23 protein-coding genes and 4 tRNA genes are annotated in these 25,585 nt (G+C 49.6%); 8 read left to right on the top strand and 19 right to left on the bottom strand.

All coding sequences use genetic code 11. From position 1 onward, the window contains the following. Position 1: 1 nt before the first annotated feature. Positions 2-1,453 carry a 3-isopropylmalate dehydratase large subunit gene (gene leuC / locus CFREI_RS05695; protein WP_027013465.1) on the bottom strand — a complete coding sequence of 484 codons (1,452 nt, stop codon included), beginning with the start codon at positions 1,451-1,453 and terminating at the stop codon, positions 2-4. 194 nt (positions 1,454-1,647) lie between these two features. Between leuC and CFREI_RS05690 the strand changes: the two genes are divergently transcribed. Together CFREI_RS05690 and CFREI_RS05685 are read left to right on the top strand one after the other, a co-directional pair. Next, a complete protein-coding gene (locus CFREI_RS05690) occupies positions 1,648-2,367 on the top strand; it encodes an IclR family transcriptional regulator (protein WP_027013464.1) in 720 nt (239 codons plus the stop codon). A gap of 32 nt (positions 2,368-2,399) precedes the next feature. After that, entirely contained in the window at positions 2,400-3,128 is a 729-nt protein-coding gene (locus CFREI_RS05685; protein WP_027013463.1) for a CPBP family intramembrane glutamic endopeptidase, read from the top strand. A 97-nt stretch (positions 3,129-3,225) separates the two neighbouring features. Here CFREI_RS05685 and CFREI_RS05680 read toward each other — a convergent pair. The 3 genes from CFREI_RS05680 to CFREI_RS05670 all read right to left on the bottom strand — a co-directional run bounded on the left by CFREI_RS05680 (position 3,226) and on the right by CFREI_RS05670 (position 5,306). After that, a tRNA-Glu gene (locus CFREI_RS05680) sits at positions 3,226-3,298 on the bottom strand. Between the two features lie 134 nt (positions 3,299-3,432). After that, a tRNA-Glu gene (locus tag CFREI_RS05675) sits at positions 3,433-3,505 on the bottom strand. A gap of 376 nt (positions 3,506-3,881) precedes the next feature. Continuing rightward, complete coding sequence (locus CFREI_RS05670) at positions 3,882-5,306, bottom strand: hypothetical protein (protein ID WP_027013462.1); 1,425 nt, start codon at positions 5,304-5,306, stop codon at positions 3,882-3,884. A 675-nt stretch (positions 5,307-5,981) separates the two neighbouring features. On the opposite strand from CFREI_RS05670, the gene CFREI_RS05665 reads away from it, so the two are divergent. Together CFREI_RS05665 and CFREI_RS05660 are read left to right on the top strand one after the other, a co-directional pair. Beyond that, positions 5,982-6,503 (top strand): PadR family transcriptional regulator, encoded by a 522-nt coding sequence (locus CFREI_RS05665; RefSeq protein WP_035112492.1) that lies wholly within the window; start codon positions 5,982-5,984, stop codon positions 6,501-6,503. A gap of 61 nt (positions 6,504-6,564) precedes the next feature. Next, complete coding sequence (locus tag CFREI_RS05660) at positions 6,565-7,404, top strand: CPBP family intramembrane glutamic endopeptidase (protein ID WP_035112490.1); 840 nt, start codon at positions 6,565-6,567, stop codon at positions 7,402-7,404. 14 nt (positions 7,405-7,418) lie between these two features. Here the strand turns inward: CFREI_RS05660 and CFREI_RS05655 are convergent. The 3 genes from CFREI_RS05655 to gltX all read right to left on the bottom strand — a co-directional run bounded on the left by CFREI_RS05655 (position 7,419) and on the right by gltX (position 9,170). Continuing rightward, a tRNA-Glu gene (locus CFREI_RS05655) sits at positions 7,419-7,494 on the bottom strand. A 24-nt stretch (positions 7,495-7,518) separates the two neighbouring features. Next, positions 7,519-7,590, bottom strand: a tRNA-Gln gene (locus CFREI_RS05650). A 107-nt stretch (positions 7,591-7,697) separates the two neighbouring features. Further along, entirely contained in the window at positions 7,698-9,170 is a 1,473-nt protein-coding gene (gene gltX, locus CFREI_RS05645; RefSeq protein ID WP_027013460.1) for a glutamate--tRNA ligase, read from the bottom strand. An 82-nt stretch (positions 9,171-9,252) separates the two neighbouring features. Between gltX and CFREI_RS05640 the strand changes: the two genes are divergently transcribed. Further along, complete coding sequence (locus CFREI_RS05640) at positions 9,253-10,356, top strand: isochorismate synthase (RefSeq protein WP_027013459.1); 1,104 nt, start codon at positions 9,253-9,255, stop codon at positions 10,354-10,356. A 702-nt stretch (positions 10,357-11,058) separates the two neighbouring features. Here the strand turns inward: CFREI_RS05640 and CFREI_RS05635 are convergent. The 3 genes from CFREI_RS05635 to CFREI_RS05625 form a co-directional block, all read right to left on the bottom strand. Continuing rightward, the gene (locus CFREI_RS05635) at positions 11,059-11,607 is read right to left on the bottom strand and encodes a hypothetical protein (protein WP_027013458.1); all 549 of its coding nucleotides are present in this window, start codon (positions 11,605-11,607) and stop codon (positions 11,059-11,061) included. Between the two features lie 109 nt (positions 11,608-11,716). Next, entirely contained in the window at positions 11,717-12,064 is a 348-nt protein-coding gene (locus CFREI_RS05630) for a PadR family transcriptional regulator (RefSeq protein WP_027013457.1), read from the bottom strand. Continuing rightward, entirely contained in the window at positions 12,064-12,513 is a 450-nt protein-coding gene (locus CFREI_RS05625; protein ID WP_027013456.1) for a hypothetical protein, read from the bottom strand. Before CFREI_RS05625 ends, CFREI_RS05630 begins: the two co-directional genes overlap by 1 nt. Positions 12,514-12,600: 87 nt before the next feature. Here CFREI_RS05625 and CFREI_RS05620 point away from each other — a divergent pair, with 87 nt between their 5' ends. Next, positions 12,601-13,380 (top strand): MerR family transcriptional regulator, encoded by a 780-nt coding sequence (locus CFREI_RS05620; protein WP_027013455.1) that lies wholly within the window; start codon positions 12,601-12,603, stop codon positions 13,378-13,380. Positions 13,381-13,383: 3 nt separating this feature from the next. On the opposite strand, the gene CFREI_RS05615 is transcribed toward CFREI_RS05620, so the two are convergent. The 4 genes from CFREI_RS05615 to CFREI_RS05600 all read right to left on the bottom strand — a co-directional run bounded on the left by CFREI_RS05615 (position 13,384) and on the right by CFREI_RS05600 (position 17,865). Continuing rightward, a complete protein-coding gene (locus tag CFREI_RS05615) occupies positions 13,384-14,310 on the bottom strand; it encodes a CPBP family intramembrane glutamic endopeptidase (protein WP_051256103.1) in 927 nt (308 codons plus the stop codon). 206 nt (positions 14,311-14,516) lie between these two features. After that, complete coding sequence (locus CFREI_RS05610) at positions 14,517-15,314, bottom strand: fumarylacetoacetate hydrolase family protein (protein WP_027013454.1); 798 nt, start codon at positions 15,312-15,314, stop codon at positions 14,517-14,519. 38 nt (positions 15,315-15,352) lie between these two features. Next, a complete protein-coding gene (locus CFREI_RS05605; protein WP_027013453.1) occupies positions 15,353-16,006 on the bottom strand; it encodes an exonuclease domain-containing protein in 654 nt (217 codons plus the stop codon). Continuing rightward, positions 16,006-17,865, bottom strand: coding sequence for a DUF294 nucleotidyltransferase-like domain-containing protein (locus tag CFREI_RS05600; protein WP_027013452.1), 1,860 nt, complete (start codon positions 17,863-17,865; stop codon positions 16,006-16,008). The genes CFREI_RS05605 and CFREI_RS05600 overlap by 1 nt, the downstream gene beginning before the upstream one ends. 1,354 nt (positions 17,866-19,219) lie before the next feature. Between CFREI_RS05600 and CFREI_RS05595 the strand changes: the two genes are divergently transcribed. Next, complete coding sequence (locus tag CFREI_RS05595) at positions 19,220-20,212, top strand: hypothetical protein (RefSeq protein ID WP_027013449.1); 993 nt, start codon at positions 19,220-19,222, stop codon at positions 20,210-20,212. A gap of 42 nt (positions 20,213-20,254) precedes the next feature. On the opposite strand, the gene CFREI_RS05590 is transcribed toward CFREI_RS05595, so the two are convergent. Genes CFREI_RS05590 through CFREI_RS05580 form a run of 3 tightly spaced genes read right to left on the bottom strand, consistent with a single transcriptional unit; the run spans position 20,255 to position 22,978 of the window. Continuing rightward, positions 20,255-21,544, bottom strand: coding sequence for an ISL3-like element ISPpu12 family transposase (locus tag CFREI_RS05590; RefSeq protein WP_004574636.1), 1,290 nt, complete (start codon positions 21,542-21,544; stop codon positions 20,255-20,257). A gap of 21 nt (positions 21,545-21,565) precedes the next feature. Then, the gene (lspA, locus tag CFREI_RS05585) at positions 21,566-22,078 is read right to left on the bottom strand and encodes a signal peptidase II (RefSeq protein ID WP_027013448.1); all 513 of its coding nucleotides are present in this window, start codon (positions 22,076-22,078) and stop codon (positions 21,566-21,568) included. A 3-nt stretch (positions 22,079-22,081) separates the two neighbouring features. Further along, the gene (locus CFREI_RS05580) at positions 22,082-22,978 is read right to left on the bottom strand and encodes a cation efflux transmembrane domain-containing protein (protein ID WP_004364974.1); all 897 of its coding nucleotides are present in this window, start codon (positions 22,976-22,978) and stop codon (positions 22,082-22,084) included. A gap of 95 nt (positions 22,979-23,073) precedes the next feature. Here CFREI_RS05580 and cadR point away from each other — a divergent pair, with 95 nt between their 5' ends. After that, positions 23,074-23,481, top strand: coding sequence for a Cd(II)/Pb(II)-responsive transcriptional regulator (gene cadR, locus CFREI_RS05575; protein ID WP_007148576.1), 408 nt, complete (start codon positions 23,074-23,076; stop codon positions 23,479-23,481). 252 nt (positions 23,482-23,733) lie between these two features. Here the strand turns inward: cadR and CFREI_RS05570 are convergent, their stop codons facing one another. Both CFREI_RS05570 and CFREI_RS05565 read right to left on the bottom strand, forming a co-directional pair. Further along, complete coding sequence (locus CFREI_RS05570; protein ID WP_027013447.1) at positions 23,734-24,753, bottom strand: 3-isopropylmalate dehydrogenase; 1,020 nt, start codon at positions 24,751-24,753, stop codon at positions 23,734-23,736. Between the two features lie 42 nt (positions 24,754-24,795). Continuing rightward, on the bottom strand, positions 24,796-25,518 hold the full coding sequence (locus tag CFREI_RS05565; RefSeq protein ID WP_156907810.1) for a YbjN domain-containing protein: 723 nt from the start codon (positions 25,516-25,518) through the stop codon (positions 24,796-24,798). Positions 25,519-25,585 lie beyond the last annotated feature (67 nt).

The following is a 25,585-nucleotide window of genomic DNA, read 5'->3' as shown; positions in this document are numbered from 1 at the left end:
ATTATGCGATTGGCGTTAAGTCTGCTGGTGAGGCTAGGTGACCGGCGATGGCTGTGGCAGCGGCAACCTGTGGTGAAACAAGGTGTGTCCGGCCGCCTTTGCCCTGCCGACCTTCGAAATTACGATTCGATGTTGAGGCGCTTCGCTCGCCGGGGGAAAGCTGGTCAGGGTTCATGCCCAAACACATTGAGCATCCGGGGCGACGCCATTCTGCCCCAGCGGATTCAAAAATGGTGTGGAGCCCTTCTGCCTCGGCTTGTTCGCGCACACGTGCGGAACCCGGAACAACCAACATGCGTACAGTATCGGCGATTTTCCGCCCCTCTAGTACAGCTGCAACCGCACGCATGTCTTCAATACGGCCATTTGTACAGGAACCCACAAAAACTGTATCAATGGCGATTTCACGCAACGGAGTTCCTGGTGTGAGGTCCATATACGCAAGTGCCTTTTCGGCCGCTGCGCGATCCGCATCGCCAGCAAAGTCTTCAGGATGCGGCACGCTGGCGGCAAGTGGCAAACCTTGTCCAGGATTTGTACCCCAGGTCACAAATGGTGTGAGTGCCGCGCCGTCGATTTCCACAACGGTATCAAATACAGCTCCATCATCAGTACGTAAACTCTTCCAATATGCAACTGCAGCGTCCCAATCCTCGCCTTGTGGCGCGTGATCACGACCCTTAAGATATTCAAAGGTAATTTCGTCTGGCGCAATCATGCCTGCGCGAGCGCCTGCCTCAATAGACATATTGCAAATAGTCATGCGGGCTTCCATTGAAAGTTTTTCAATTGCCTCACCGCGATATTCAATAATGTGCCCCTGACCACCGCCGGTGCCGATTTTCGCAATGATTGCCAGAATAAGGTCTTTAGCGGTTACACCATCAGCAAGCTCACCAGAAACATTAATCGCCATCGTTTTAAAGGGTTTTAGCGGCAGCGTTTGTGTAGCCATAACATGTTCGACTTCCGAAGTACCAATGCCAAACGCAATCGCCCCAAATGCCCCATGTGTAGCCGTATGGGAGTCACCGCAAACAACTGTGAGTCCCGGCTGGGTCAGACCTAATTGCGGCCCAACTACGTGGACAATGCCTTGCTCCGCATCGCCCATTGGGTGAATTCGCACGCCGAACTCTGCGCAATTTTTGCGTAATGTTTCAACTTGGGTGCGTGAAATAAGGTCTTTGATTTCCGTAATAGCGCCGGAAGCTATGCCTTCGGTTGGTACATTATGGTCTTCAGTAGCAATGGTTAAATCTGGCCTGCGAAGTTTACGTCCAGCCATGCGCAAACCATCAAATGCTTGTGGAGAAGTCACTTCATGCAGGAGATGAAGGTCAATATAAATGAGGTCCGGTTCCCCGTTCTCTCCTTGAACCACAATATGGTTGTTCCATACTTTTTCCGCCATTGTCAATGGTGCAGCGGTTTTGTCCATGGGGCTGGTCATGGATGTCACCTCGTTATTATGTCCGGACCCCGTGTGAAATTCTCACTATTTGGGATCAATGTTTCATTTTATGGGATAGTATAGCGAGTGATGCGAAGAAAAGGAAACGCAACCACCGCACAGACACGGAGGCACTACCCGACAAATCCCCCACACACTGGATTTCCCACACTTTGAGATGTTAATATCAACTCATGGGACAGATTCATGCCTCGGAACCAAGCAGCGGCATTAAAGTACTTGATCGCGCAGTACACATCCTTACTGCAATCGCCGAACAACCACGTTCCCTCTCCGAATTATGCGAAGCGACAGGCCTACCACGAGCCACAACACACCGCCTTGCAACCGCACTGGAAACCCATCGGCTCCTTACCCGAACTTCTGACGGCCGATGGAATATTGGCAGTGCACTTACCGCGCTCGGGGCTGGCACTTCAGACAAACTTGTCGACGCCGCCACCCCACTCATGGCGAACATTATGGAACTTACAGGTGAATCGGTCCAATTATATCGACTGACCGGAACCACACGTACCTGCATTGCGAGCTTAGAGCCTCCTTCCGGATTGCAAAACACGGTTCCAGTCGGTTCTCGCATCACTCTTACAGCCGGCTCGGCTGCCCGTGTTTTTATGGCATACGCACCTCCACAATTACGCGATGCAATTATGCCAAATGCCGCGTTTACCAACTATGACCTCGAACAAGTTCGGGTATTAAGCTACGCTGAATCAATTAGCGAACGAGAGGTTGGACTCGCCAGCGTATCCACACCAGTATTCGACCGTAGCGGACAAATTATCGCCGCTCTTTCAATATCCGGTCCCGCCGAGCGATTCGGGCAACACCCCGGCCAACGTTGGGCAACCGCGCTTATCGACGCCGCCGAAAAGCTCAGCGCACAGCTCTAGCCCAGCATCAAACGAAGTTCTACCATATCTCTATGGGAACGCTACTGCGCATAGCATATATTCGACTTGGGCTTCTTCTCTGCGGTTTAGGGTGTACAGTAGCCGTACTCTATGCTTCAAAAACACCAACATCATTCCCGCCAGATTCTTTACTTGCCTGCGCATACTTTAGTGTTGTAAATATTATTTGCCTACTGCTTGTGCGAAGGTACGTACGAACTACAGGGAAAAGTTGGGCACACTTTATAGGGTTTCAGCGAAACCGTATTAGCAAAGATTGTGCATGGGCAGTCCTTTGGTTTTTTGTACTATATATCCCGTTCTTTCTGTGTATTATGCTTATTCCGCTCGCCCTTTATGGGCCAACGGGATTTCCGTATTTGGAAACCGCATTCGTGCCGAGCCATCCTACTATTCTGCCAAAACCAGTCATGATCATCTTGGCTTTTACGGCTGCCCTAGTATTCCCCCTATTTAATGCACCAGCTGAAGAGGTCATTTACCGCGGGTTAATCCTAGAAAATACCGCACAACCAACGTTCATCGTCCTTACGATACAAGCAGCACTATTCGCAATCAATCATCTACTTTTTGCGCCAACCATGCTTGCTGCGGGAATCTATGCAATCGCGTTTTTCCTTTGGGGATTCGGAGCCGGCATTATCGTGAAAAAACAACAACGCCTTATGCCGATGATTATTTCCCACTTTTTAGTCAATGCGATTATGGCATTACCCGCTCTCACAATAATTTTCATTTAACTTTGTGGGCCAGATCGAAACAAAAAAGGTACCCGGGATAACACCAGATACCTTTTCGTTGTAACCTCCGCACTATCGATTGCGCGGCGATAACTTGTACCCCGTACGGGATTTGAACCCGTGTTACCGGCGTGAGAGGCCGGCGTCCTAGGCCGCTAGACGAACGGGGCCTGCGGTTGCTGTAGTTAACTTACACGAATGTTGGCCCAGCTAAAAATCCGCAGTTCAAAGACCGATTTTATAGGAATTGATATACAGAGAAACCCACTCCTTATCGCTAGGAGTGGGTTTCTAATTATCAGAGTACCCCGTACGGGATTCGAACCCGTGTTACCGGCGTGAAAGGCCAGCGTCCTAGGCCTCTAGACGAACGGGGCAAGGCCACTTGAAACCTGCACTTCGGATGATTTTAGATAGTGCAAGATAACTCAAAAAGCATTATCTCACATATTAACAGTCATCTCCAGTTGGAAATTATAGGGAGATCTTCGGGATGCCGTCCAGACCATAGCTGATCCAGCGTCAGTCGAAAGAAGTAAATAACAAGCTGCTGTTTTCAAGATAGGAAGTGATAAAACCCATTTCGGAAACTTTACTTTGTTTATCAATTAGGACATGGCTGACGATACCCAGTGATCAGTTGTAACGGAAGACACCATCTACTACCTCTTACTTAGAACAACGGTTTTGTAACCTGAGGTACCCCACTCACTTGTTCTGAAGTTGTGTACGTTGACTTAAATTGTGGAAGTTCTACTTTTTGGGTAGGAAAACTACGAGACTTTCAACACCACCTTGGTCAGTTTCTTCCACTTTGGCTGCAAAGATTCCGGATTCTATGTTGTAATCACTCACAAACAAATCACCGGTGCCCATAGATGTTCCAAACTCAGTGTTGAGCAACTCCAACTTGAAATATCCTGGGCTTTCCCGGTGCGTGGTTGAGAACAGTACCAGCTTGCCTGTTTTAGAAACCGTGGTCACTGCACCGAATTTATATGTATCAAATACAGGTTCCAGCTCTCCAGGACGCACAAACTTTTGCCCGCCTTTGTTTTGAAAAGCCAGCTCATACACAACTTCACCGTTAGCGTTAACAACAACACTCATAGGTGGCTTAATAGCTGTGTGAGCCGCACGTGGGTAGGTAATAGAGCCAATCGTATTTCCCCCTTCAGATCCAAGCATTGGTTCGATCGGATTGAAGGAGAGTTCGTCGAGAGTTTCAATCACGTCGCCCGACAAATCATACACTGCATACTGATTAGAATTTTTATAGTCTTCTTGTGTTAGAAAATAGTACTCAACCCATCCGTCTGTAAGTGGTGTCACCGATCCGCCCGTGCGCCGCGTCAAGGATGTTGTTCCATCTTTTGTGCTAATTATTCGTATATCGCTTACCAATACGGTGTTCGTACCACTCCATTGTGGATCACTTGCTAATTCCTCCGCTTTGAGTTCAACCAGGCACATCGCATTGGTGTTATCCGCCACTAACGTGCATTTCATTTGATCTGGCAAATCAGTAGCCCACTCTACGTGCTGATCTTTCACACCAACGAGCGAATGAAAGGATTGCTGAGTCTCGCTATAACGTTCTACTCGGAAGACATCTTGCCCATTCATACTGCCTAGCCAAGATATTGCGGCTCGTGATCCAGCAATTGGGAATGACGCAACAATCTCCCCCTTCCGCAAATCATACCCACGGATAATCGAGTCTTCTTCCGAAGAACAATAAACAACACCTTGATCTGTAATAGATGCGCAATTGAAAACTTCTACTTCGAAAGTTTTCTCAAATGTTTTTGTATTGTAAACCTCAAGTGTTGGTGACGCATCACCGCGCATCCCCTCCGAGCGGTTCGCCTGTACCGCCACATACGTTCTATCAGGGTCGGCACCCAATAGTTTCGCATCAGAAGCAGGAATCATAAGCTTTTCGACACCCTGTTCGTAACTGTCGTCTAAAAACTTGCGAGTTGAGCTCGGTTTCATGTTGGTGCCAGAATAGTGATACTCAAAAGGTACCCGCGATTCTTGCCAATAAAGCTGATACAGCTGAATAACAAGGAACACCACAACGAGCGCGAAGGCAGCCGAGGCGAAAAAAGTCCAACCAAGAATCTTCGCCACATTCGGAATCCGTCCCGAATGCTTGCCAATATTTCTTATCATGGCAAACCTCCTGCCGAGAAGCTTACTGGAACTGTCACCGTTTTATAACTACAACCGTTTTAAGAATTTCGTAGCCCCGTTAACATTACAAATGTGATTGCATCCCGCATTGTTTTGGAGTGTTTCAGGTTTATTAGTCCACCTGCCTTAAGGGTTCACCATTGATCCCTCGCCATTGGGTGGAGAGAATGGGAAGCCTGCAGAATTCCCAGCTTAAAGAGGTCGCACTATTGAGATGCTAAGGCTAAGCGCACTACGGCAAATAGATACAGTCAACTGCATGCTGGCACAGCAAAACCATCAAGATCTGCAATATTATTGACGAACACACCCATCACAACGGCCGATGTAATCAAATAACTTGATGCCGCTACCCCAGAGCACGGTCGCCAACCCAAAGCACTGTGACTATGCAATGGTCCCGAATTGGTCACCCTAACACTGAAGAACTGGACTGGTGAGGATGACACAATTCAAGCATTTATCCCACCAGGTCAACCGTGACAGAACAGCTATACGGAGTCTTTTCATGACCGTATACATAATGAATCACTCAGATGCATCTCACCGAGCGAATAAGCCGAGCAATACAAGAAAAATATGTTGATCAACTCTTAAATCAACCCGACCAAATTCCTAGACCGCTGCAGGGCCGGGCTGCTCTACGGTAGAAGTATGAAACTTCGACACGCTATTCTCGGTCTTTTAGCCCGATCCCCACAAAGTGGTTATGACTTGAGCCGAGCTTTTGCCAGTTCAGTGGTTCATTTTTGGCATGCAGATCAATCGCAAATCTATCGCACACTCGATCGCATGGAAGCCGATGGAGCTATATCAACGCAAACGATTATCCAGAATGGCCGCCCAAATCGGAGGATCCACAGTCTCACCGAAGCTGGCAAAGCCGAACTTGAAGCGTGGCTTGCCAGTCCATTAGAACCGCGTTTATCTAAAGACCCGCTGCTAGCACGAATTTTCTTTGCAGCTCCCCTTGGGCACGAAAAAGTAAATATGCTCCTCGGCGAAGCAGAAAATCACCTTCGTGCCGAATTAGCAGCTTTGAGGGCGATCGAGTTTGAGGTCGAAGATCTTGATACCACGCTCAAGCACGCCACACTTCGTTACGGAATCGACGAAATAGCATTAGGACTAAAAATGATTGAGCAAATTCGGGAGTCGATTGCGAACATGAAATAAGAGTGGAACCCACCACAACCAATACTTGCATAGTCCTATATTGGATATTTACACTATCGATATGGACACCTTTACTCTTCCTACAGCTACCGCGCGTGCACGCCTTTGGATTTTTGCAATCATTACTTGCGCATCTGGCTGGATTGGGCTCCTGGTCAACCGTGTTCTCGGTACCCCTGACTCAATGGAATCGCCGGCAGCACTTATCTGGATCTCAACACCCCTACTAGCTGGCGCTCTGCTAGCCATCACCGATAGATCTTTCCGGTCTACGTATGTCAAGTCTTGGGGTTTTGGCAAGTTGCGAGAATATGGAATCGCAATAGCAGCATTTCCCATTGCACTCTTTATCACCCTGGGAGCTGGATATGGTTTTGGTTGGCTGAGTCTGCTACAACTCGGTACGTATGTAGGCCCAATAATTGCCGCGATAGTCCCAACGATTGTGAAAAATGTGGCCGAGGAGGGCGCATGGCGGGGTTTCTTGGTACCCGCTCTCGTTGCACATCAATCTTCTGATATCAAAGTGTGGCTTATATCTGGGACAATCTGGGCGCTGTGGCATTTACCGTATTACGTGTACTTGCTTGACGAATCACTTATCCGAGCGGTATGGGACGTCCCTCCACTCATCTATGCCCTCACCGGCATTCTCATAATGGTGTGCTGGGCTCCGCTTTTTAGCGAACTTAGGATCCGTAGCGGGAGTATTTTGCCTGGTGTAATCGCCCACAGCATTGCTAACTTGAGTCAGATTCCCGTTTCACTTGGCGGTTTACCAATCAGACCGGGCAGAGAGCTTTTGGTCTCACCACTGATCGGTGTGATTCATCTCGGCGTCATTGTTGCCATCGGTGTGGCACTGTGGAAACAAAGAAACCCCAAGCTTCAAAGTTCATGAGGCTTGAGATCTTGTGGTACCCCGTACGGGATTTGAACCCGTGTTACCGGCGTGAGAGGCCGGCGTCCTAGGCCGCTAGACGAACGGGGCTTGCGGCTGCGAATTTCTTCGCTGCTGGCCTACCTGGACTCGAACCAAGAATGACGGTACCAGAAACCGTAGTGTTGCCAATTACACCATAGGCCATTGTTGTTTTTGCGGTGGTAGTATTCCCCGCTGCGCAACAGGGAATACTATAACCTTGCATTCATCCAAGTGACAAATCCCCAGGACAAATTGCACGATAACCCATACTAGACAAATGGTGTAGCTTGCCGCGCCGCACGAAGTCGAGCGAGTGTAGATGCTTTACCGAGCAATTCCATTGACTCAAACAGTGGCGGAGAAACCGCTTGCCCGGAGATACCAACTCGCAGCGCACCGAAGGCTTTTCGCGGTTTTAGTTCAAGATCTTCAATCAGCGCTTTATGGAGAGCAGCCTCAATTTTCGGGGTTGTCCATTCAGAGACATCTTCAAGCGCTGCAATGCCGACATCCAGAGATTGGATTGCGTCTTCCTTAAGATTCTTCCGGGCAGATTTTTCGTCCAGTACCAGTTCGGTATCGGGAACAATAAGGAAACGTACTAGATCCCAAGCATCCTCAAGCTTCTTAATTCTCGTTTGCACAAGATCAGCAACAATTTCAAACTTATCTTCGGGGTAATCTTTCGGGAAGTCATGGTAATGCTCAAGGTAGGCACGAAGCCGCTGCGTAAAATCGCTGAGTTCCAGTAGCCGAATATGATCAGCGTTAATTGCTTCGAGTTTCTTTTGATCAAAGCGTGCGGGATTGCTGAGTACTTCCGCAATATCAAAGTTTGCAATGAGCTCCGCGACGTCGAAAATATCTTTATCTTTGGCCAAGGACCAGCCCAATAATGCCAGGTAGTTCAGCATTCCTTCGGGAATAATTCCGGCATCACGGTGATGGAACAAATTCGATTGTGGGTCACGCTTAGAAAGTTTCTTATTGCCTTCGCCCATAACAAACGGCAAATGTGCGAACTGTGGTGTGTGCGTTGCAACCCCAATACGCTTGAGTGCCTCATAAAGTGCAAGCTGACGCGGAGTTGATGGTAGTAAGTCCTCTCCACGAAGTACGTGTGTAATACCCATTAATGCATCATCAACAGGATTCACAAGCGTGTACAAAGGCGCACCATTTGAGCGAGCTACAACAAAGTCTGGTTGCGTTTCTGACTTAAAAGAAATTTCGCCACGAACAAGATCGTTCCACGACCAATCTTGTTCTGGCATTCGAAGACGCCACACCGGCTTACGGCCTTCTGCCTCAAACGCCGCAACCTGTTCCTCAGTAAGGTTGCGATCATAATTATCGTATCCGAGTTTAGGGTCGCGACCAGCCGCAATATGGCGCTGCTCTACTTCCTCCGCCGTCGAATATGCTGGATACACTTCCCCGGCTTCAATTAACTTTTCTAACACTTCAGCGTAAATGTCCATGCGCTGACTTTGACGATACGGCGCATGTGGGCCACCGATTTCTACGCCCTCGTCCCAATCAATCCCCAACCATTGGAGAGAATCAATGATCGCTTGATAGGAATCTTCCGAATCCCGAGCAGCATCAGTATCTTCAATACGAAAAATAAGCTTGCCACCTGTACGCCGAGCGTAAGCCCAGTTAAATAATGCGGTACGTACCAAACCGACATGGGGGGTGCCTGTTGGAGAAGGACAAAATCGAACGCGAACATCAGACATGGTCAATTAGTTTACCGCGCGGGTGGATTTTTCATTCGCCTCAGGGTGGAGCTTGCAAATTCATGGCGTAGGATGGTCACTCATGTGTTCACGTCCATTAACAGCGCCCGATTTTTTACTTTCGCGTGCACATGGCTCGGTTCGCACTCAAGGTAGCGTGGCAACTTTTACCGACCCTTGGGATGCATCAGAAGCACTCAAACGTGGAACACACTCAATGATCGTTGGCGCACTCCCCTTCGACCTCACTGATCCCTGCGCCTTACACGTGCCTGCCGGAATCATTCGAACAAAAGGACCGTTGGAACCCCCCGCACATTATCGGCTCCAGCAACCAATCGAAGCCGAAATTATAAGCGATATTCCGCCGCGCAACGAACACTTGGAACGTGTCCGAGCTGCTGTGGAAACTATCCGGCGAACCCCTTTAGAAAAAGTGGTTCTAGCCCGAACAATGAATGTTTCTTTCCAGGACCAAGTAGATCCCCTGCTCATTGCCGCGAGGCTTATTGACTACTCTCCGGATCGAAACGGTTTTATCGTGGACCTTTCACCGGCAGGCGAAGGATTTGACGGAAAAAAACTCGTTGGCTCATCTCCAGAAATGCTCGTCCGCAGAATCGGCGACCAAATAACCACATACCCACTGGCAGGTTCCGCACCCCGAAGCGGAATTCACGAAGATGATCGCCTAGTTGCAAAACGACTCAAAGAAAGCATAAAAGACCTGAATGAACATCGCTTTGTAGTGGAGCATATTGCAGCTGCACTACAGCCCTTATGCTCAGAGCTCTCCATTCCTAAAGAACCAGAAATAACCTCCACTGCGGAAATGTGGCATTTAGCCACGCCCATCGCTGGCACTTTGAAAGATCCTCGCACCACAGCGCTCGATGTTGCGTTGCGGCTACACCCCACCCCCGCAATCTGCGGGACCCCAACCCCCATCGCTCAGGACCTTATTTTGCAAGTAGAAATTGATCGGGGATTCTATTCGGGCGCTGTCGGTTGGTGCGATGCATCTGGCGATGGAGAGTTTATGGTAGCCATACGATGTGCTGAAACAGATGGAAAGTTTGCCCGCGCCTGGGCAGGCGGAGGCATTGTGAGTAATTCAAATCCGGAATCTGAATTACGGGAAACAGACGCCAAAATGCGAACCATGTTGCGTGCGTTGGGCCTTTAAAATCCTTTCCAAAAGTTAGAGCGGCTCTCATTCCTTACCATTTGTGGGGTGAAGTGTTGCGGAGCTGGTTGCAAGTGAGTGTTGTCGCCAATTGTTGGGAGCATGGGCTGGTTTTCCGGGTGGGATGGCTGGTTTTCCGAGATTTTGCGCTGGTTTCAGGATCCGCAGGCCGCCTTTCCCGCGTGGAAGGTCTAGCCGTCTCCGCTTTCCTGGGGTGTGGGCTACTTTCCTAGGCGTTTGATAGGCCCGCCCTATCAAACAAGCGATGTTTACATGCCGAATGTCACAGATTCCATAAAACAAGCCCGTTCCAGTGGGATTTGTGACAACAGCTAATGTTGTACACAACCGTTGACCTGGGATTTGTCACAGATTCCATAAAACAGGCCTGTTCTGGTGGAATCTGTGACAGGATCCCTACCTATCGTGTCACAAATTCCATAAAAACAGCCGAAAAAATGGAATCTGTGACAACCCGCCCATGAAACCCCCAAACAACCCCCAACCAGCAGCCCAAAAAGACCAACCAGCGCCCAAAAGACCGACCAGCTCCAACCAAATCCCAGTTCACCAGACGTACGCAACCAAACTACCGGCCACAAAAGTCAGTCGATGAGCCCGATAAAACGAGCCCAGAAAATTGGAAGTAACTCCCTTTTTAACCACGACACATAAAAGAATCTGCGGTTAAACTTTCTATCGCTATAATCCGTACCGCAGACAAAGCCGCTGAAAACCCTGGTAGTAGTGTTCTATTGCTTTTTCATCTTGGCCGTTTTCAAGAAAGAAACTTGTGGGAACAATAAGTGAATCATAGATCTCTTGGTATCGCTGCCTTGAATCAGATTCATGATTTATGCACGCAACGATCTGCGGAGCTTTTGCATAATATTCTAAAACTTTTTGCTGCAAATACGGGTTTTCTTTCGCCAAACGGTCCCGGTGGAATCGGAGCGTTTCCAGTTCAATCCCATCGTCTTTAAATGCATCCCCTAGCGCAACCTCGCAGGCTGTGGTGAGAAAACATCCTTTGCGTACTGGTTCTGGTTCCGGTTCTGGTTCCGGCTCTGGATCTGGATCCATTTTTCCACTGCTAATAAAGAGAGCGCGGGCTTCCGCTTCTTGGCGATCTTTATACACCTCCGGCTCACCATTTCCCCCCAAAAGAATATACATTCGACCATTCTCTTCCCCGGTAATTACCCAAGGCGACCTATTATCGCCTCCCTGCGATTTAACCCCAATTAACATCACGCAAATCCTTCGAAGTCTTTAGTTTGCAGCAAATATGATTTGAGGTTACTGTTCCCCCCTACACTTGGCAAGCATTTACGCCGAATTATCCAAAATTAGGAGGAGACTACAAGCTGATAATGTTTTCTGAAACACCCCGCAAAAACGCTACTCCTGCCGGAGTTAGTGATATTTCCTTCTTTTTCTTTCCGGTTTTCACACCAGGCACTTCCTGGGCAACAAGAAAACCACTGTGTTCTAATCGTTGAATTGTTCGATATAGACCTCGCTCAGTTACTCGCCATGATGTTCGATTTTCCAGTGCCATTGCGATATCAGAAATTGTTATGCGCTCTTGGCTGGAGACGATGCTTAGGATCGCGGGCGTTAGCATTGACTTTTTATAGGTTTCCACCCACTGGTCGATTTTGCCCACGATCCATTCTTCAGTTTCGTTGGGTCGCTTCGTTGCCACTAATCTTCCCATCCGCGAGCCATGATCGCCCCAGCAAAGTGGATGAGTACACCAAGGCCCCACAAAGCACTCATGCATAGTGTTAAGCCGAACCACGGTGTTCCTAGAAGGAATTTGGCAATTTCCAGACCGCCTTCATTAAGCCCAATACGAAAGGTTTGGATTAAAGCATGAAGTTGAAACGATGTGGAAATAACTACAAAACTCAAAGCATTGACAAGCAATGGGCCAAAACGCAACTTTACAATTTCATGACGTTTCCTTAACAGCCAAACGACCATTCCAATAGCAATCAGCGCCAGAAGAAGCTGTTCAACGACACCGATCATGCCACCACGAAAAGCAATCCAGATATGAAGCATTACAACAGCTCCAACAAGTCCCACCATATAGGGCCACAAGATAGCTTTTGCATTAACAGTTTCCGGGATTTCAAGTGTTGTTCTCACACTTGTACTGTACCATAAGTACAGTTCCAATGTCTAGTACAAACCTGATCTTGCCTTTACGCTGCGTCAAGGTTTTATTGTTGCCTCATGGAACGAAATATCGGCGAAGTTGCAAAGCTCTTTGGTGTCACGGTACGCACCTTGCGCCATTGGGATGCTTTGGGCCTTGCAAGTCCAAGCTTCCGGGACTGGAACGATTACCGCCTCTATATCGACGCAGATATCGAAAGAATCCAAAAAGTCATCGCGTATCGCGCCGTTGGATTCCCACTGGGTGAAATCAAAGAGATTATCGACGCCCCCGATACCGAGTCCATTACGCAACTACAGCGCCAACGCGTTGTACTGCAAAAACAACAACATCGCTTGGAACGTATGATCCAAGCCCTGGATATTCTTTTGGAGGAAACTATGAAGCCCAAACTAACAGATAAAGAAAAGCGCACCATTTTTGGTGATTTGTGGAGTCCCGAATATGAGGCAGAAGCCGAAGAACGTTGGGGCAACACTCCTGAGTGGCAACAATCTCAAGCCGTCCAAGCAACGATGGGTGCTGAGGATTGGATTCAGGTTCGTGACGAAACCAAAGCATTAGAGGCACGGCTCGCCGCAGCTATGAAAAACGGTGTAGCTCCTGGCACGCCAGAAGCTAACGCCTTAGCTGAAGAGCATTTTTCCAGCATTGCAAAATGGTTTGACATCACACATGCAAAGCATGTGCTTATAGCGCGTGGTTATACCGAAGATCCAAGGTTTCAACAACACTACGATTCCGTGCACCAAGGCCTAGCCGCGTGGCTCCGCAGCATTATTGAAGCAAACGCAGCTGAACACGGCGTCGATACGCAGAATGCGGAATGGCAGTAGCCACTATCCCCAAAATGGTGCCGCAATGGCCTTCCGCCTTACGGCAATGCGGATGCACCAAGCGATTGCCAGCAAGCTGAGTACTGACGCAATCACACTAGCTTCTACACCGAGTTCGCCACCGCTGAGTATCGTAGGTCCACTCGGTGAAGACATCAGCCAGCTTTCCTGCCCAAAGCTGCTTGGTGTGCCGCTGCCAAATACCGGACCTCGTACAAAATTCCAGGCAATATGCACGCCAATGACGAGCCATAATGATCGAAACAGGATATAGATCAAGCCAAAGAGGAAACCTGCTTCAATCGTAATTGTAAGGAATCCCCAAAGACCTACTTTCGGATTAGCCAAATGCGCTACACCGAACATTATTGCGGAAACCACGAGTGCTGCCCAGGTACCAAAAATCTGTTCCAAATATCGAAATAGCACTCCCCTATTAAGAATCTCGTCGGCAACCGCGGGCGCAATAGTGACCACAAAAAGCATTGCCCAAGGTAATTCACTACGGGCCCCATGAAACTCAATGCCACCGAACAAATACACCAAGCCAATAATCAGCGACATAAGCGAAGCACCAATCCCTAAGCCCAGTGCTGACATCGACAAAGGTCGGCGCAATTCGCAAGGATTCCGGCGCTCCAACCAGACAATAAGCCCATAACCAACAATTGCTGCGATCCGAACACCCGCAACTAAAAGCAGCATGATGGGAACATCTTCAGATACAAAATACGCCACCAGCCCTAAAACCCCTGTGGCTAGCCCCATGCACACATAAATTAGCACCAAGGCAGGAAGCCAAATCACCGCAGGATGAGTAATCTGCCAACGCCATGTGCGCATTGTGGCCAGTGCTTCTGGAGATCGTTCCACCGAATCCACAGGACGGCCATCAGACTCACGCAATTTAGGCAGACAAGGCGCTTTCATACCCCTATAGTAAAGAACGAAGTGCGTGCGAACACAGTGTTCAAAAGCTATCCCTACCAGGAAAAATAGATTGCACACTACGGGTAGCTAGTATGCGGGAGGTTCTTAGTTTTCTAGCTTCAATTCCCCATGTCCCCATAGTGGGGGTGCACACAATACTCCCACTACATGGGCCCCGTAGTACAAGAAGCACGAGAAGATATGAACTATGCCTTTTCCACGGGGTTACCCAAGCGACCAATGCCAGGGATTTCTACTTCAATAAAATCACCTGGGTGCATCGCTTCAGTACCAGCAGGTGAACCAGTGGACACAATATCGCCAGGCAATAAAGTCATGGAGGCAGTAATAAACTCAATAATCTCCCCAATATCCATAATCATTTGATTGGAATTGGAATCCTGCTTGGTTTCAGTGACACCATTGTGCGTGAGATGAGCCTTAATTGGAAGGTTCTTGGTATCGATGCTGTCCAAATCAGTTTCGATCCAAGGACCTAATGGAGCGAATGTATCAATGCCTTTTGCCCGCGCCCATTGACCATCAGAAAACTGTAAATCACGAGAGGAAACATCATTAATAATGGTGAAGCCACGCACCACGGTTTTCCAATCGGCCGCTTTGACATTTTTACATGGCTTACCAATCACCAAAGCAAGTTCACCTTCAAATTCCACATTGGTGGCAAACTCAGGGATTTTAATTGCAGCACCAGGACCAATAACTGCCGTTGGGGGCTTTAAAAACAGCGTTGGAGGCAAAGATTCGGCACTTTTTTGAAATACTTCCGCAACGTGATCAGCATAGTTACGTCCGATTGCCACAATCTTGCTTGGAAGCATTGGCGCAAGTAGACGAACCTCACCAAGCGACCACTCACGTCCTGTGTACTCAGGTTCCGTAAATGGAGTACCGGTAATCTCACGGCATTTCGCCGTTGCGTCATCCCCTTCGATGACGCAAAAACACATTCCCTCAGGGTGAGCAATTCGTCCAAAACGCATGTGACACATCCTACACACAAGATTCGGACTGCATTGCATTACACCTGCAAAGATTTTAAGGTATTCCCCCTAAATGAGGCGGCCAAAGCGAGATACAATTCCGCGCAGGCGAGGGCGTCGATAAGCGCATTATGACTGCGATAATTTGGCAATCCATAGCGCTGCCGGATACGTGGCAACCGAAGATCCTCTCCACGTGGATATGTACCCATGCGCTCCATATGCCGACGTTCAATTGCAAATGTATCTACAACTGGAACAATAAGATCCGCACCAAAATGTTTACGGCAGGCTGCCGATAGAAAACCTGTCTCCATTGCCGCCCAATGCACCAACATCACTCGGCCCTCTAAGGCACGCAAAAGATCAGCCACTGCTTCCTTGGCATCGATTCCCTGCTCAATATCATCATCGGTAAGGCGGTGTATAACCGCGGAATCACCAACCTCACTTCCACGAAGCACACGGTGTCCAGCGCCACCAAGCTGAATTTCACCGTGATCGATAGGCACCCATCCAATAGATAATAAATCGTGTTCCTGAGGCTTCAGCCCTGTTGTTTCAACATCAACCGCAAGCAACGGCAACTCTTTAATACTCGTAACCGGTGCGGGCGGACGGACCTTATAAAAATCCCCCAACGCACCCTGTGCCTTTCGACTTGCGCGATCCCGAGCAGAAAAACCAAACATTAGATATTCCTCACCGGATATTTAGTAGCTAGCGCACTCTGCATACCTTTAATAATTTGGAATGCATCCCGAAGGTGTTCGCGATCCAGTTTGCCGAGTTCTTTTGGATCAATATGGTAGTTTGGCTGCTCACCTTTACGCACCTGGTTTGCCTGTTGCTGCAGTGCAATCGTATTAAGGAAATCAAATGCATCACGAAGATCCTCAGCACCTCTGGAGGACACAGCCCCGTGACCAGCAGCTTGCGTAAGCCGTTCCCTCGTGCCCACAGCCTGAACCCCAGACGCTAAGGCGAACAAACGCGCCATTTGTACAATCGCCGCGGTCCCACCTTTTTTAACGTCCAAGGTATTTGCATATTCACCACTACGATCGACAACTAGGCCGCGGAAAAAGCCAAGTGGTGGTTCGCGGCGCGCGGCTAACGTTGCCAGATGCGCGTGCAGGCGCCCAGCATTCCTTGCTGTCTGAACTGCCGTGCGAACAACTTGGTCTGCAAATTGGGTTTCTCCATAAATACCGCGCATATCAAAAAAGACCTGTGCGTGTAGGAGGGCGTCTGGTTCTGGAGCGGTAATCCAAGTGTGGAAGGCATTATTCCAACCTGAAACAGTCATGCGCCACTCTGGATTACTGGCCATCATATCGCCCGGGCACAAAACCTGGCCGGCTGCATCAAGTCCCTTGCATACACGCTCAGAAAGCTCCGCGAAATAGGCGCCATGCTCAGCCTCGTTGTAATCATCGGAAAGAATGAGTGCGTTATCTTGATCGGATGCCAAGCCCATTCCCCGCCGCCCCTGCGACCCCAAAACCACAAATGCATATGGAACTGGTGGTGGACCAAGTTCTTCCTCAGCAAGAGTAAGAAGGCGTCGCGCCAATGCATCCGCCGCAACTGTAAGTAGATTAGTTACTTCTTCTGGCGACGCTCCACGCTCAATAAAGCGAATAGCTACTTCATGCGCAGATTCATATACCTGTTTGAGTTCTTCAGAGGTGGTTCGGCGGGCAAGGTCTGCAGTGAGGTAAATCGGATCATGACGCAGTAAGCGCATAATATCGGCGGAAGCAATGATTCCAACAAGTTTTTCATCATCCACCACTGGTAAATGATGAATACCCATTTCTGCCATAATGAGCATCGCCTCGAATGCAAGTGTGTCACTTCCAACGGCACGCGGATTCACAGTCATAATCGCCGTTACGGGGAGTGTCACATCCATGGCCCCTGCAACTACACGACCACGCATATCCCGGTCCGTAACTATGCCCTGAAGCTGGTTATCGGCACTCGTAACAAGCAGCGAAGATACATTCTTTTCCTGCATAAATGATGCCGATTGCTGGATGGTTGCCTCTGGAGAGATTGTTGCCGGGTTAGTAATCATAAACTCCCGCAGTTTGGTACGAAGTACCTCAGATGATGATTGTTGGCGCAGGCTATGCGCAGTAGCGCTCATTCGCGCCGATTGCCCAGAGAAAAACCGTGCGAACTCTGGGTGCTGTTTCGTGATTTCCACAAATGGAGCTCGGGGAATTAGCAACGCAAGCGTATCCTCCACTGCAACCATTGTGTATTTGCATGTTTCATCACCCATAAGTGTGGAGTATCCGAAAGAACGCCCAGCATCACGACGATCAAGCAAAACACCCTCAGAATCAAGCACATCAACCGCGCCAGAACGTATGAGATAGCTAAATTCATTGGATTCCCCATGCCCAATAACCGTTTCACCACGGCGAAAATACTTCATTGTCATCGTCCCTGGAAGACGGTCAAGTACGTCTTCAGGAAGCTGGGCATACGGGGCGCTACTAGCCAAAAAATCTCGGACCTCATCCAGTTCAATACTCATATTCGCAAACCATACATGGTGATTCGCCCCACATGCATGGATTTAGTGTAAGTATCAGCACTTTCTTGTCAGTGTGTACGAATTAGCTGCAGAAACATTGCTGGCCAAACACCATCGCATAAATACAGCAACTCCCGAGCCTGCTCGAACGGATCACCAGGAATTACCTCACTGTGACCACCTTGGAACCAAGATTGAACCGTGCGTAGTATCCACAGGCACACATTACCAAGAACAAACATGAATTTGCCCCCGAAATTTAGGCTGATCTTTTGTTCCATAATGCTAGAAGTGCGGTGCTGGGTTTTGGGGGTGGGTTGGCTGGTCGTCGCTGGTTTTTGGGGGTGGGTTGGCTGGTCGTTGGTTTTTGGGGTTCTTGAGTTGGTTTTCCAGTGCATCGGACGCTTTTTCAGAGGATTGAGCTAGTTTCCTGGGTGTTTGATAGGTTGACCCTATTAAACTAGATATACTTTCATCCTTACTGTCATAGATTCCATAAAATCGCCTGAAAAAATGGAATTTGTGACAGCAACCAACATTGCGCACAATCGTTGACCTGGGGTTTGTCGCAGATTCCATAAAAACAGCGAAAAAAATGGAATTCGTGACAGGTTCCCTACCTATCGTGTCGCAGATTCCATAAAATCGGCCGAAAATGGAATCTGTGACAACACGCCCAACCAGCGCCAGAAAAGACCGGCCGGTGGCCAAAAAGACTGAACACCTCCTGGCCAGCAGCCAACCAGACCAAGCACCTCCCAACCAAATCCCAGCTCACCACAAGCACACAACCAAACCACCAGCCAAAAACCAAACCACCAGCCAAAAACCAAGCCGCAAACCCCACAGGTCCCATAAAAACCGTTTGAACCGTACACCCCCAAACCCCACACAGCACAGCGCAGCGAAGCAGGCAGCACTGCACCGCACCATAAGGGATTTAATAACACCAAGGTAACAAAATGTTATAAACAACTTAACCCCGCTTTTATAGAAAATGTTTTCGCAATCTACCGTTTTGTGATCCTGACACACGAGCCCGCCTTCATGAACCAGAGCAGCAGAAAGACTCGAACGCTCTTCCACCTGTCTAATATGGCTAAATCTTTACGCAGATCCCCTACACACAAACACGAAATTTTTTTCGGATCAACACTTAAAAAGGGAACGTTTTCACAGAAAAAGTAGCAGATCTGTCGTATGTAACATTTTGGTAAAGCCTGTGATTCAATCACTCAATAAGCAGTGTTTTTAAAGGAGGTTACTAAGGAAAACCTCTTCAAACAAGCAATATTGCGGGCTACACTTCACGTATCGGCCTCATCATTTCGTAGTACCTTTTTGAGGAGGAAACGTGAAGATTGTCGATCTTTCACCAACCGAAGAAATCCTAGAATACACTAACTGGTCAAGGTTGTACCATGCATACGGAAGTGCGGAAGATACTCCAAAGCACTTACGGGCACTGCTTGGCGATGATGAACGGAGCATCGCACATGCTGTTGATCATCTGATTGTTGCTACAACACATCAAGGTTCCTACTATCCAGCTGCAGATCCGGCGGTATTGTTCGTTATTGCCGCACTTGATGAACTTGATCCTCAAAGTGTGTTCTATGAGACACTTCGCAGCGATCTCCTCAAATGGTTAAAATTTGCAGGTGAGAACTTTGCCCGCGAATCTACGATTACGGAAGAGGTAATTCCCAAGCTTCTCAATCTGGAATTTAGTTCCCCCACTGATTACATTGAGCTTACAAATGTGCTTGTCGCCTGGGTGAGCACACCACATACCCGAAAGTACCGTCGATTAGTTCGTAATCGTCTCATACTCGAACTCGATTCATGGCTAGGAAGCATTATCCGCTGGCCACTCATCGATGCGCTTGGGAAACTGGGCCATAGTGTGTCAAGGCACCTTGATGACCCCGATCCCATCGTTCGAGCATTCGCAGCGATTCATACTCATAATCGCAAGGGGACTCGTGAGCTAAATCATTCGCTTGCACATATCACTACATGGGACCCACATTATCCTGCAGAAGTATTGCAACCTTTGATCCGGGAGCTTTTGCGTAGAGCTAAAAGTATCGACGAAATTCTGCCCGCAGCTGTTGCTGTAATGCGGCATGGAAATTTCCGATGCTATGAATGGTTAGAACTTTTCATGTTCACATTTAAAGGCCAGACCAAATTTACCAGTACCCAGCGCGTAATGCTCAAAGCTTTGGCTGAAAACAACAGTGTTTGGAGTGGTGGTTTGGTGGATACGCTTCGCTATCGGCTCAGTGATCTTGGACTTCCAAGTGAACGTGAGCAGCTAAAAAAGTTGGGTATACGGATTTAATGGTTGATGGGTCACCTTCACCCCATCAATCTGATACCACCCTCAGATGGTTGATAGATCGACTCCGTAGTTGAGTTCCTCTGCGAAGTCCGGCAGTCCGTAACCGATGGTTTTCTTGTAGAAAGGAGAGACCTTCGCAGTCGGTGCCTTCTTCTTGTGCTTCGTGGTGTAGAGCATTCGTGCCCGCATCACCTCGAAGGAGTAACCGCGCCCTTCACGGTTCTTGTCCTTGGCCAGTCGGTTGATGGACTCCGTGTAAGCGTTGGTGACGGGCATGTCCGTCTCGAAGTAGGTCATGGTCTCTTCGCGCCAGTTTCCCACTGCCCTGACCAGATCGCTCCAGACTTCCTTTTGGCCCTTCGGGATGGTGGCTATCCACTCGTCCAGGGCGGCTTCTGCCTGGAGCCGTGTGGTGGCGTCCCAGATGCCGTAGAAGCGCTCCTTGTGCTCGTAGGCGGCCAGCAGTTGCGGGAACGCGCCTGTCCAGGTCTCCATGATGAGGCGCTCCCGGTCTGAGACTTCGTGAGCGCGTTTCAGCAGGATTTTCCGGTCTCCCTTGAGAGTCCGGCTCTGGGACGGTTTCAGCTCCTTTCTGAGGCCCTTGCGCACTCTCTCTAGGGCATCGTTGGCCATGCGCACCACATGGAACTTATCGACCACGATACGGGCCTGGGGCAGCACAGCCTTGACCGCTGCCCGGTAGGGGTTCCACATGTCCATGCTGACGATCTCGACCTTCTGCCGGTCTTTCAGCTTCATCAGGTAGTTGGTCACCACGTCCTGGCGGCGGGTGGCCAGCAGGTCGAGCAGGGTTCGCTCCTCAATGTTGGTCAGAATGCAGCGGTAGCGCTTGTTCAGGTATAGCTCGTCAATGCCCAGGATGCGGGGCGTCTCGAAGCGGTGCCAGCGCCCCAGGAACTCGGCGCGGGCGTTGAAGATGTCGCGCACCGTCTTCTCGTCCAGGCCGGTCTGTGCCGCCACAAAGGTGTAGGGGTGGTTGAAGGATTCCTTCTCCACGTACTCATGCAGCCGCAGTGTCATACGGAATCCGTCCACCATCTCCGGTAGCTGGGGCCTGAATGTTGTCTTGCAGGCCCGGCAGGTGTATCGGCGGCGGACCACCCAGAGAGTGACCCGTTTGCCGTGGATGGGCAGATCACGATAGGGAACGTCACGCTTGCCGAACCGTACGAACTCACCCTGCACGCCGCATTCCTCGCAGGCGATGGGATCGGGCACGTCCACCTGGAAGTGCATTTCGTCGTCGGTTGATTTGCAGCCCAGTACTTGGTATTGCGGCAGGTGAAGGATGTTGTCGGGAAGTTCGGTCATGGTGTTGTATAGGCGTAGGTGTCAGTCAGATCCATCCGACTCGGCATTGGTGTTTGCTTTTTTACCCAACAAGCTGCTGGAAACGAAAAGTAAGGCACCGAGGACAATTGCAATATCAGCCAGGTTGAAGGCCGGCCAATGCCAGTCTCGCCAATAGAAATCAAAGGAATCCACAACATAGCCGCGAAAGACCCGGTCAATCAGGTTACCCATGGCGCCACCGAGGATAAGACTGTAAGCGATGGCTTCTCCTTTATGACGATTTTCAAGGATCAGCTTGATCAGAAAAATCGAGACCACTACCGTGATTCCGATAAAAAAGTAGCGCTGCCAGCCTCCACCATTCGCAAAAAGACTGAATGCGGCACCGGTGTTCCATAGGTGCACCCAGTTAAAGAACGGGGTCACCGAAACATACTCGCCATAGGCCATTGATTGCTGCACCAGCCACTTTACAGCCTGATCAGACGCTGCCAGCAGGCCCGATATGGACAATAGGGCATACGGCGAGAGCTTTTTGCCAATAATGAGCATTATTTAACCCTTCAACGCCAAAATGCGTCTGGCACCGTTAAGTACAATGCCCCCCGCGATGGTGCCGATAATCAGATCCGGATAATTGGAACCGGTCCACGCGACCAGGGCGCCGGCGGTGATGACCCCCAGGTTGATCACCACGTCGTTGGCCGAGAATATCCAGCTTGCCTTCATGTGCGCCCCACCTTCCCGATGTTTGGATATGAGCAGCAGACAACTGGTATTGGCAATCAATGCGACGAATGCGATAGCCATCATCACCAGCGATTCAGGCTCACTACCGAATACAAAGCGTCTCACCACCTCTACGAGCACGCCCACAGCCAAGATCAGTTGCAGTACACCAGCAAGATGCGCGGCACGTACCTGCATTTTCACGCTATGTCCAACCGCATAAAGGGCAAGCCCGTACACCGCCGCATCGGCAAAATTGTCCAGGGATTCTCCAATCAGGCCGGTGGACCGGGCGATCAGACCGGCAGTCATTTCCACCACGAACAGAAGTGCATTGATGCCGAGCAACCAGCGCAGGGTCCCGGATTCTTGCTTAGCAGAAGCTGCCGAAAACTCGGCGGCCTTGATGGTCTCCGGATTTGCAGCGACGGTTTCCTGAAGCGAGGCGCCTAGCCCCAAGGTCTTCAGTTTCGAGGTGACGGGCTCGACCTCGCCGTCATGCACGACCTTCAGCCGGCGGTTCGACAAGTCGAAGGACAGCGCCCGAATCTCCTCAAAGCCGTTCAGGGCTAGGCGAATCATTCGTTCTTCTGATGGACAGTCCATCTTCGGCACGGCATAAACACTGACCCATCTCCCTGGCGCCTCGGAGGAGGCCTGTATATCGGTATCCGCTGCGGACGTTGCATCACCGCCACAGGCGCCACCACAGGATTTGCTCATGATACGACTCCACTTGAACAATGTTGTGGTACCATTTTAAACTATAAAGCTACTATAAGGTCAATAGAGTAAAGAATCCGTTGGGGAGGAGGCTGATGCGCATTGGTCAGTTGGCGCAGTTGGTAGGGGTCGAAACACAGACGATCCGCTTCTATGAACAGCAGGGCTTGTTGCCGCCGCCTGATCGGCAGGACAACGGTTACCGTGTCTATACCGAGAAGCATGGTGAGGGGCTGGCCTTCATCCGTCGCTGCAGAATCCTGGGCCTGTCACTGGCTGAGATTCACGAACTACAGAGCTATCAGGACGACCCTCATCAGCCTTGTACCGCCGTCAACACCTTGCTCGATGATCACATCTCTCATGTGCGGTCGCAGATAACCGCTCTGCAAGCGCTTGAGAAACAACTCGTTTCACTGAGAGCGAGTTGCAACGATGACCGGGAAGTTGAGGCGTGTGGGGTTCTTGCTGGAATTAGCGAAGGAAACATGCACCAGCAGTAGGTGAAGCATCAACCAGATAATCCGATGAGATGCCGGTCTGTCTCACTCTCATGCAAAGGTAAGATCAACCATTTAATCCGCTTACCCAAAAAGTTTCTCGCCCTGTAACTGAAAGGAGATCCATTACGAGCGCTACATGAACCCAACCAGCAATGCCCAAATCACCGGCTTCCCCACCAGTCTCCATGGCGAACTACCGGTGATTTGGGTTTTTACATGCGTAGTTTTCCTCGGAAGAAGCTCACCAGGAATTTACTTACTAAGCGCTGCTACAATCCGATCGCCAATTTCTTCGGTCCGAATTGGGGTATTTTTACGGGTAGCTACATCTCTAGCGATTGCTTGTTCAATGCGTAATGCATTGGTTTCATCATCGAGATGGCGCAGCATCATCGCTGCGGAAAGAATCGCTGCAGTTGGATCGGCTATACCTTTTCCGGCAATATCAGGTGCCGAGCCATGAACAGGTTCAAACATTGACGGATTCGTACCAGTAGCATCAATGTTTCCAGAGGCAGCCAGCCCAATTCCGCCGGTAACTGCCCCCGCAAGATCCGTTAAAATATCGCCGAACAGGTTGTCGGTCACAATGACATCGTAACGTTCGGGGTTAGTCACCATATAGATGGTCGCTGCATCGATGTGGTTGTATTCAACGGTTACTTCTGGATATTCTTTTGCGATTTCATTGACCGTACGTTGCCAAAGTCCACCAGCATAAACAAGTACGTTTGTCTTATGCACAAGTGTCAGGTGCTTACGGCGGCTTTGTGCTCGTTCAAAAGCGTCTCGCACTACTCGCTCTACCCCGTAACGAGTGTTTTGGCTGACCTCCGATGCAACTTCATATTTGGTTCCTTCTCGGAGCGTTCCACCATTTCCGCAGTACAAGCCCTCGGTACCTTCACGCACCACAATAAAATCAATTTCACCCGGATTGGCTAGCGGCGAAGTCGAGGTTGGGTAAAGTTTCGCAGGTCGCAGATTAACGTGGTGGTCAAGTGCGAACCGCATTTTCAGCAGCAGTCCGCGCTCAAGTACCCCCGGAGGGACTTCACCAGGGGCTCCGATTGCCCCCAAAAGAATCGCATCATGCTCGCGTAATGAGGCTAGGTCCGCATCGGTTAAGAGTTCGCCATTTCGAAGGTACCGACGTGCCCCGAGATCATAGTCGGTGGTTTCAATATCAGATCGCACTGCATATAAAACTTTAAGTGCCTCCGGGGTGACCTCAGGGCCGATGCCATCTCCACCAATCACAGCGAGTTTCATAATGCGGAATTCCTTTCTCACTACACGAACATGGGTAGTGTATCACCCACGGCGAGCACGTAAGAGATCGCGTACTTTTGCACCCGCACCGGTTACCCCTTCCCGAATAGCTGCATCTAATTGTGCGTCACTTAGCCCGGCACGAGCTTCCACCGTATACCGTGCAATGGCCCACCATTGTTCACCATTCAATACTCCACAAACCGCAGGACCATCCGATTTATTAAGCAGATTACATAAATGCAGTACTTGCGCCGGATCACCATCAGGGATATGTGCGGAAACTTGGACAGAGAACACGTCCCCTATATGAATATCTACTGGCGTGCCATCCATAGATAAACACAATGCTCCAGTCTCATTATCTTGTGGCAATTCAGCAACCCCGCGCTGTGCGAACCAATCTTCTATACGACCATAGGTCACTCGTGGCGCATCAGCTTCCCAGTCAACGCTGAATTCTCCTATTGATTCGCCTAAAACTTCACGCATTGCCAACACCCCCTTGCCCAGCGTATCGACGGCCGCGCGGGCTTGGCCAACCGTCAGCTCCCCCGCCGAAGGTACATACCAGCGCCCCATAACATTAGCGCCATCAACCACCATTATTGGTGCATTCCACTGCGCATTAAAGCCACTGGCCTGCGCCAATGCACGAATCTGTGCATCTGCAGCAAGCTCACCATCCCAGCGGTATACGAACTTATTATTAGAAAATTCAATTCCGTTTTCAGCGAGTACGTTATCCAGAAAACTAGTGTTCACTGTAACTACGGTACAGGTAGTGCGAGTAGAGACGCCCACAATGGTATAGCTATGATCGTTTTCCCAA

The organism is Corynebacterium freiburgense (genome assembly GCF_030408815.1).
Lineage (GTDB): Bacteria > Actinomycetota > Actinomycetes > Mycobacteriales > Mycobacteriaceae > Corynebacterium > Corynebacterium freiburgense.
The sequence above is the reverse complement of the archived record's forward strand: the minus strand, read 5'-3'. Positions and strand labels throughout refer to the sequence as shown.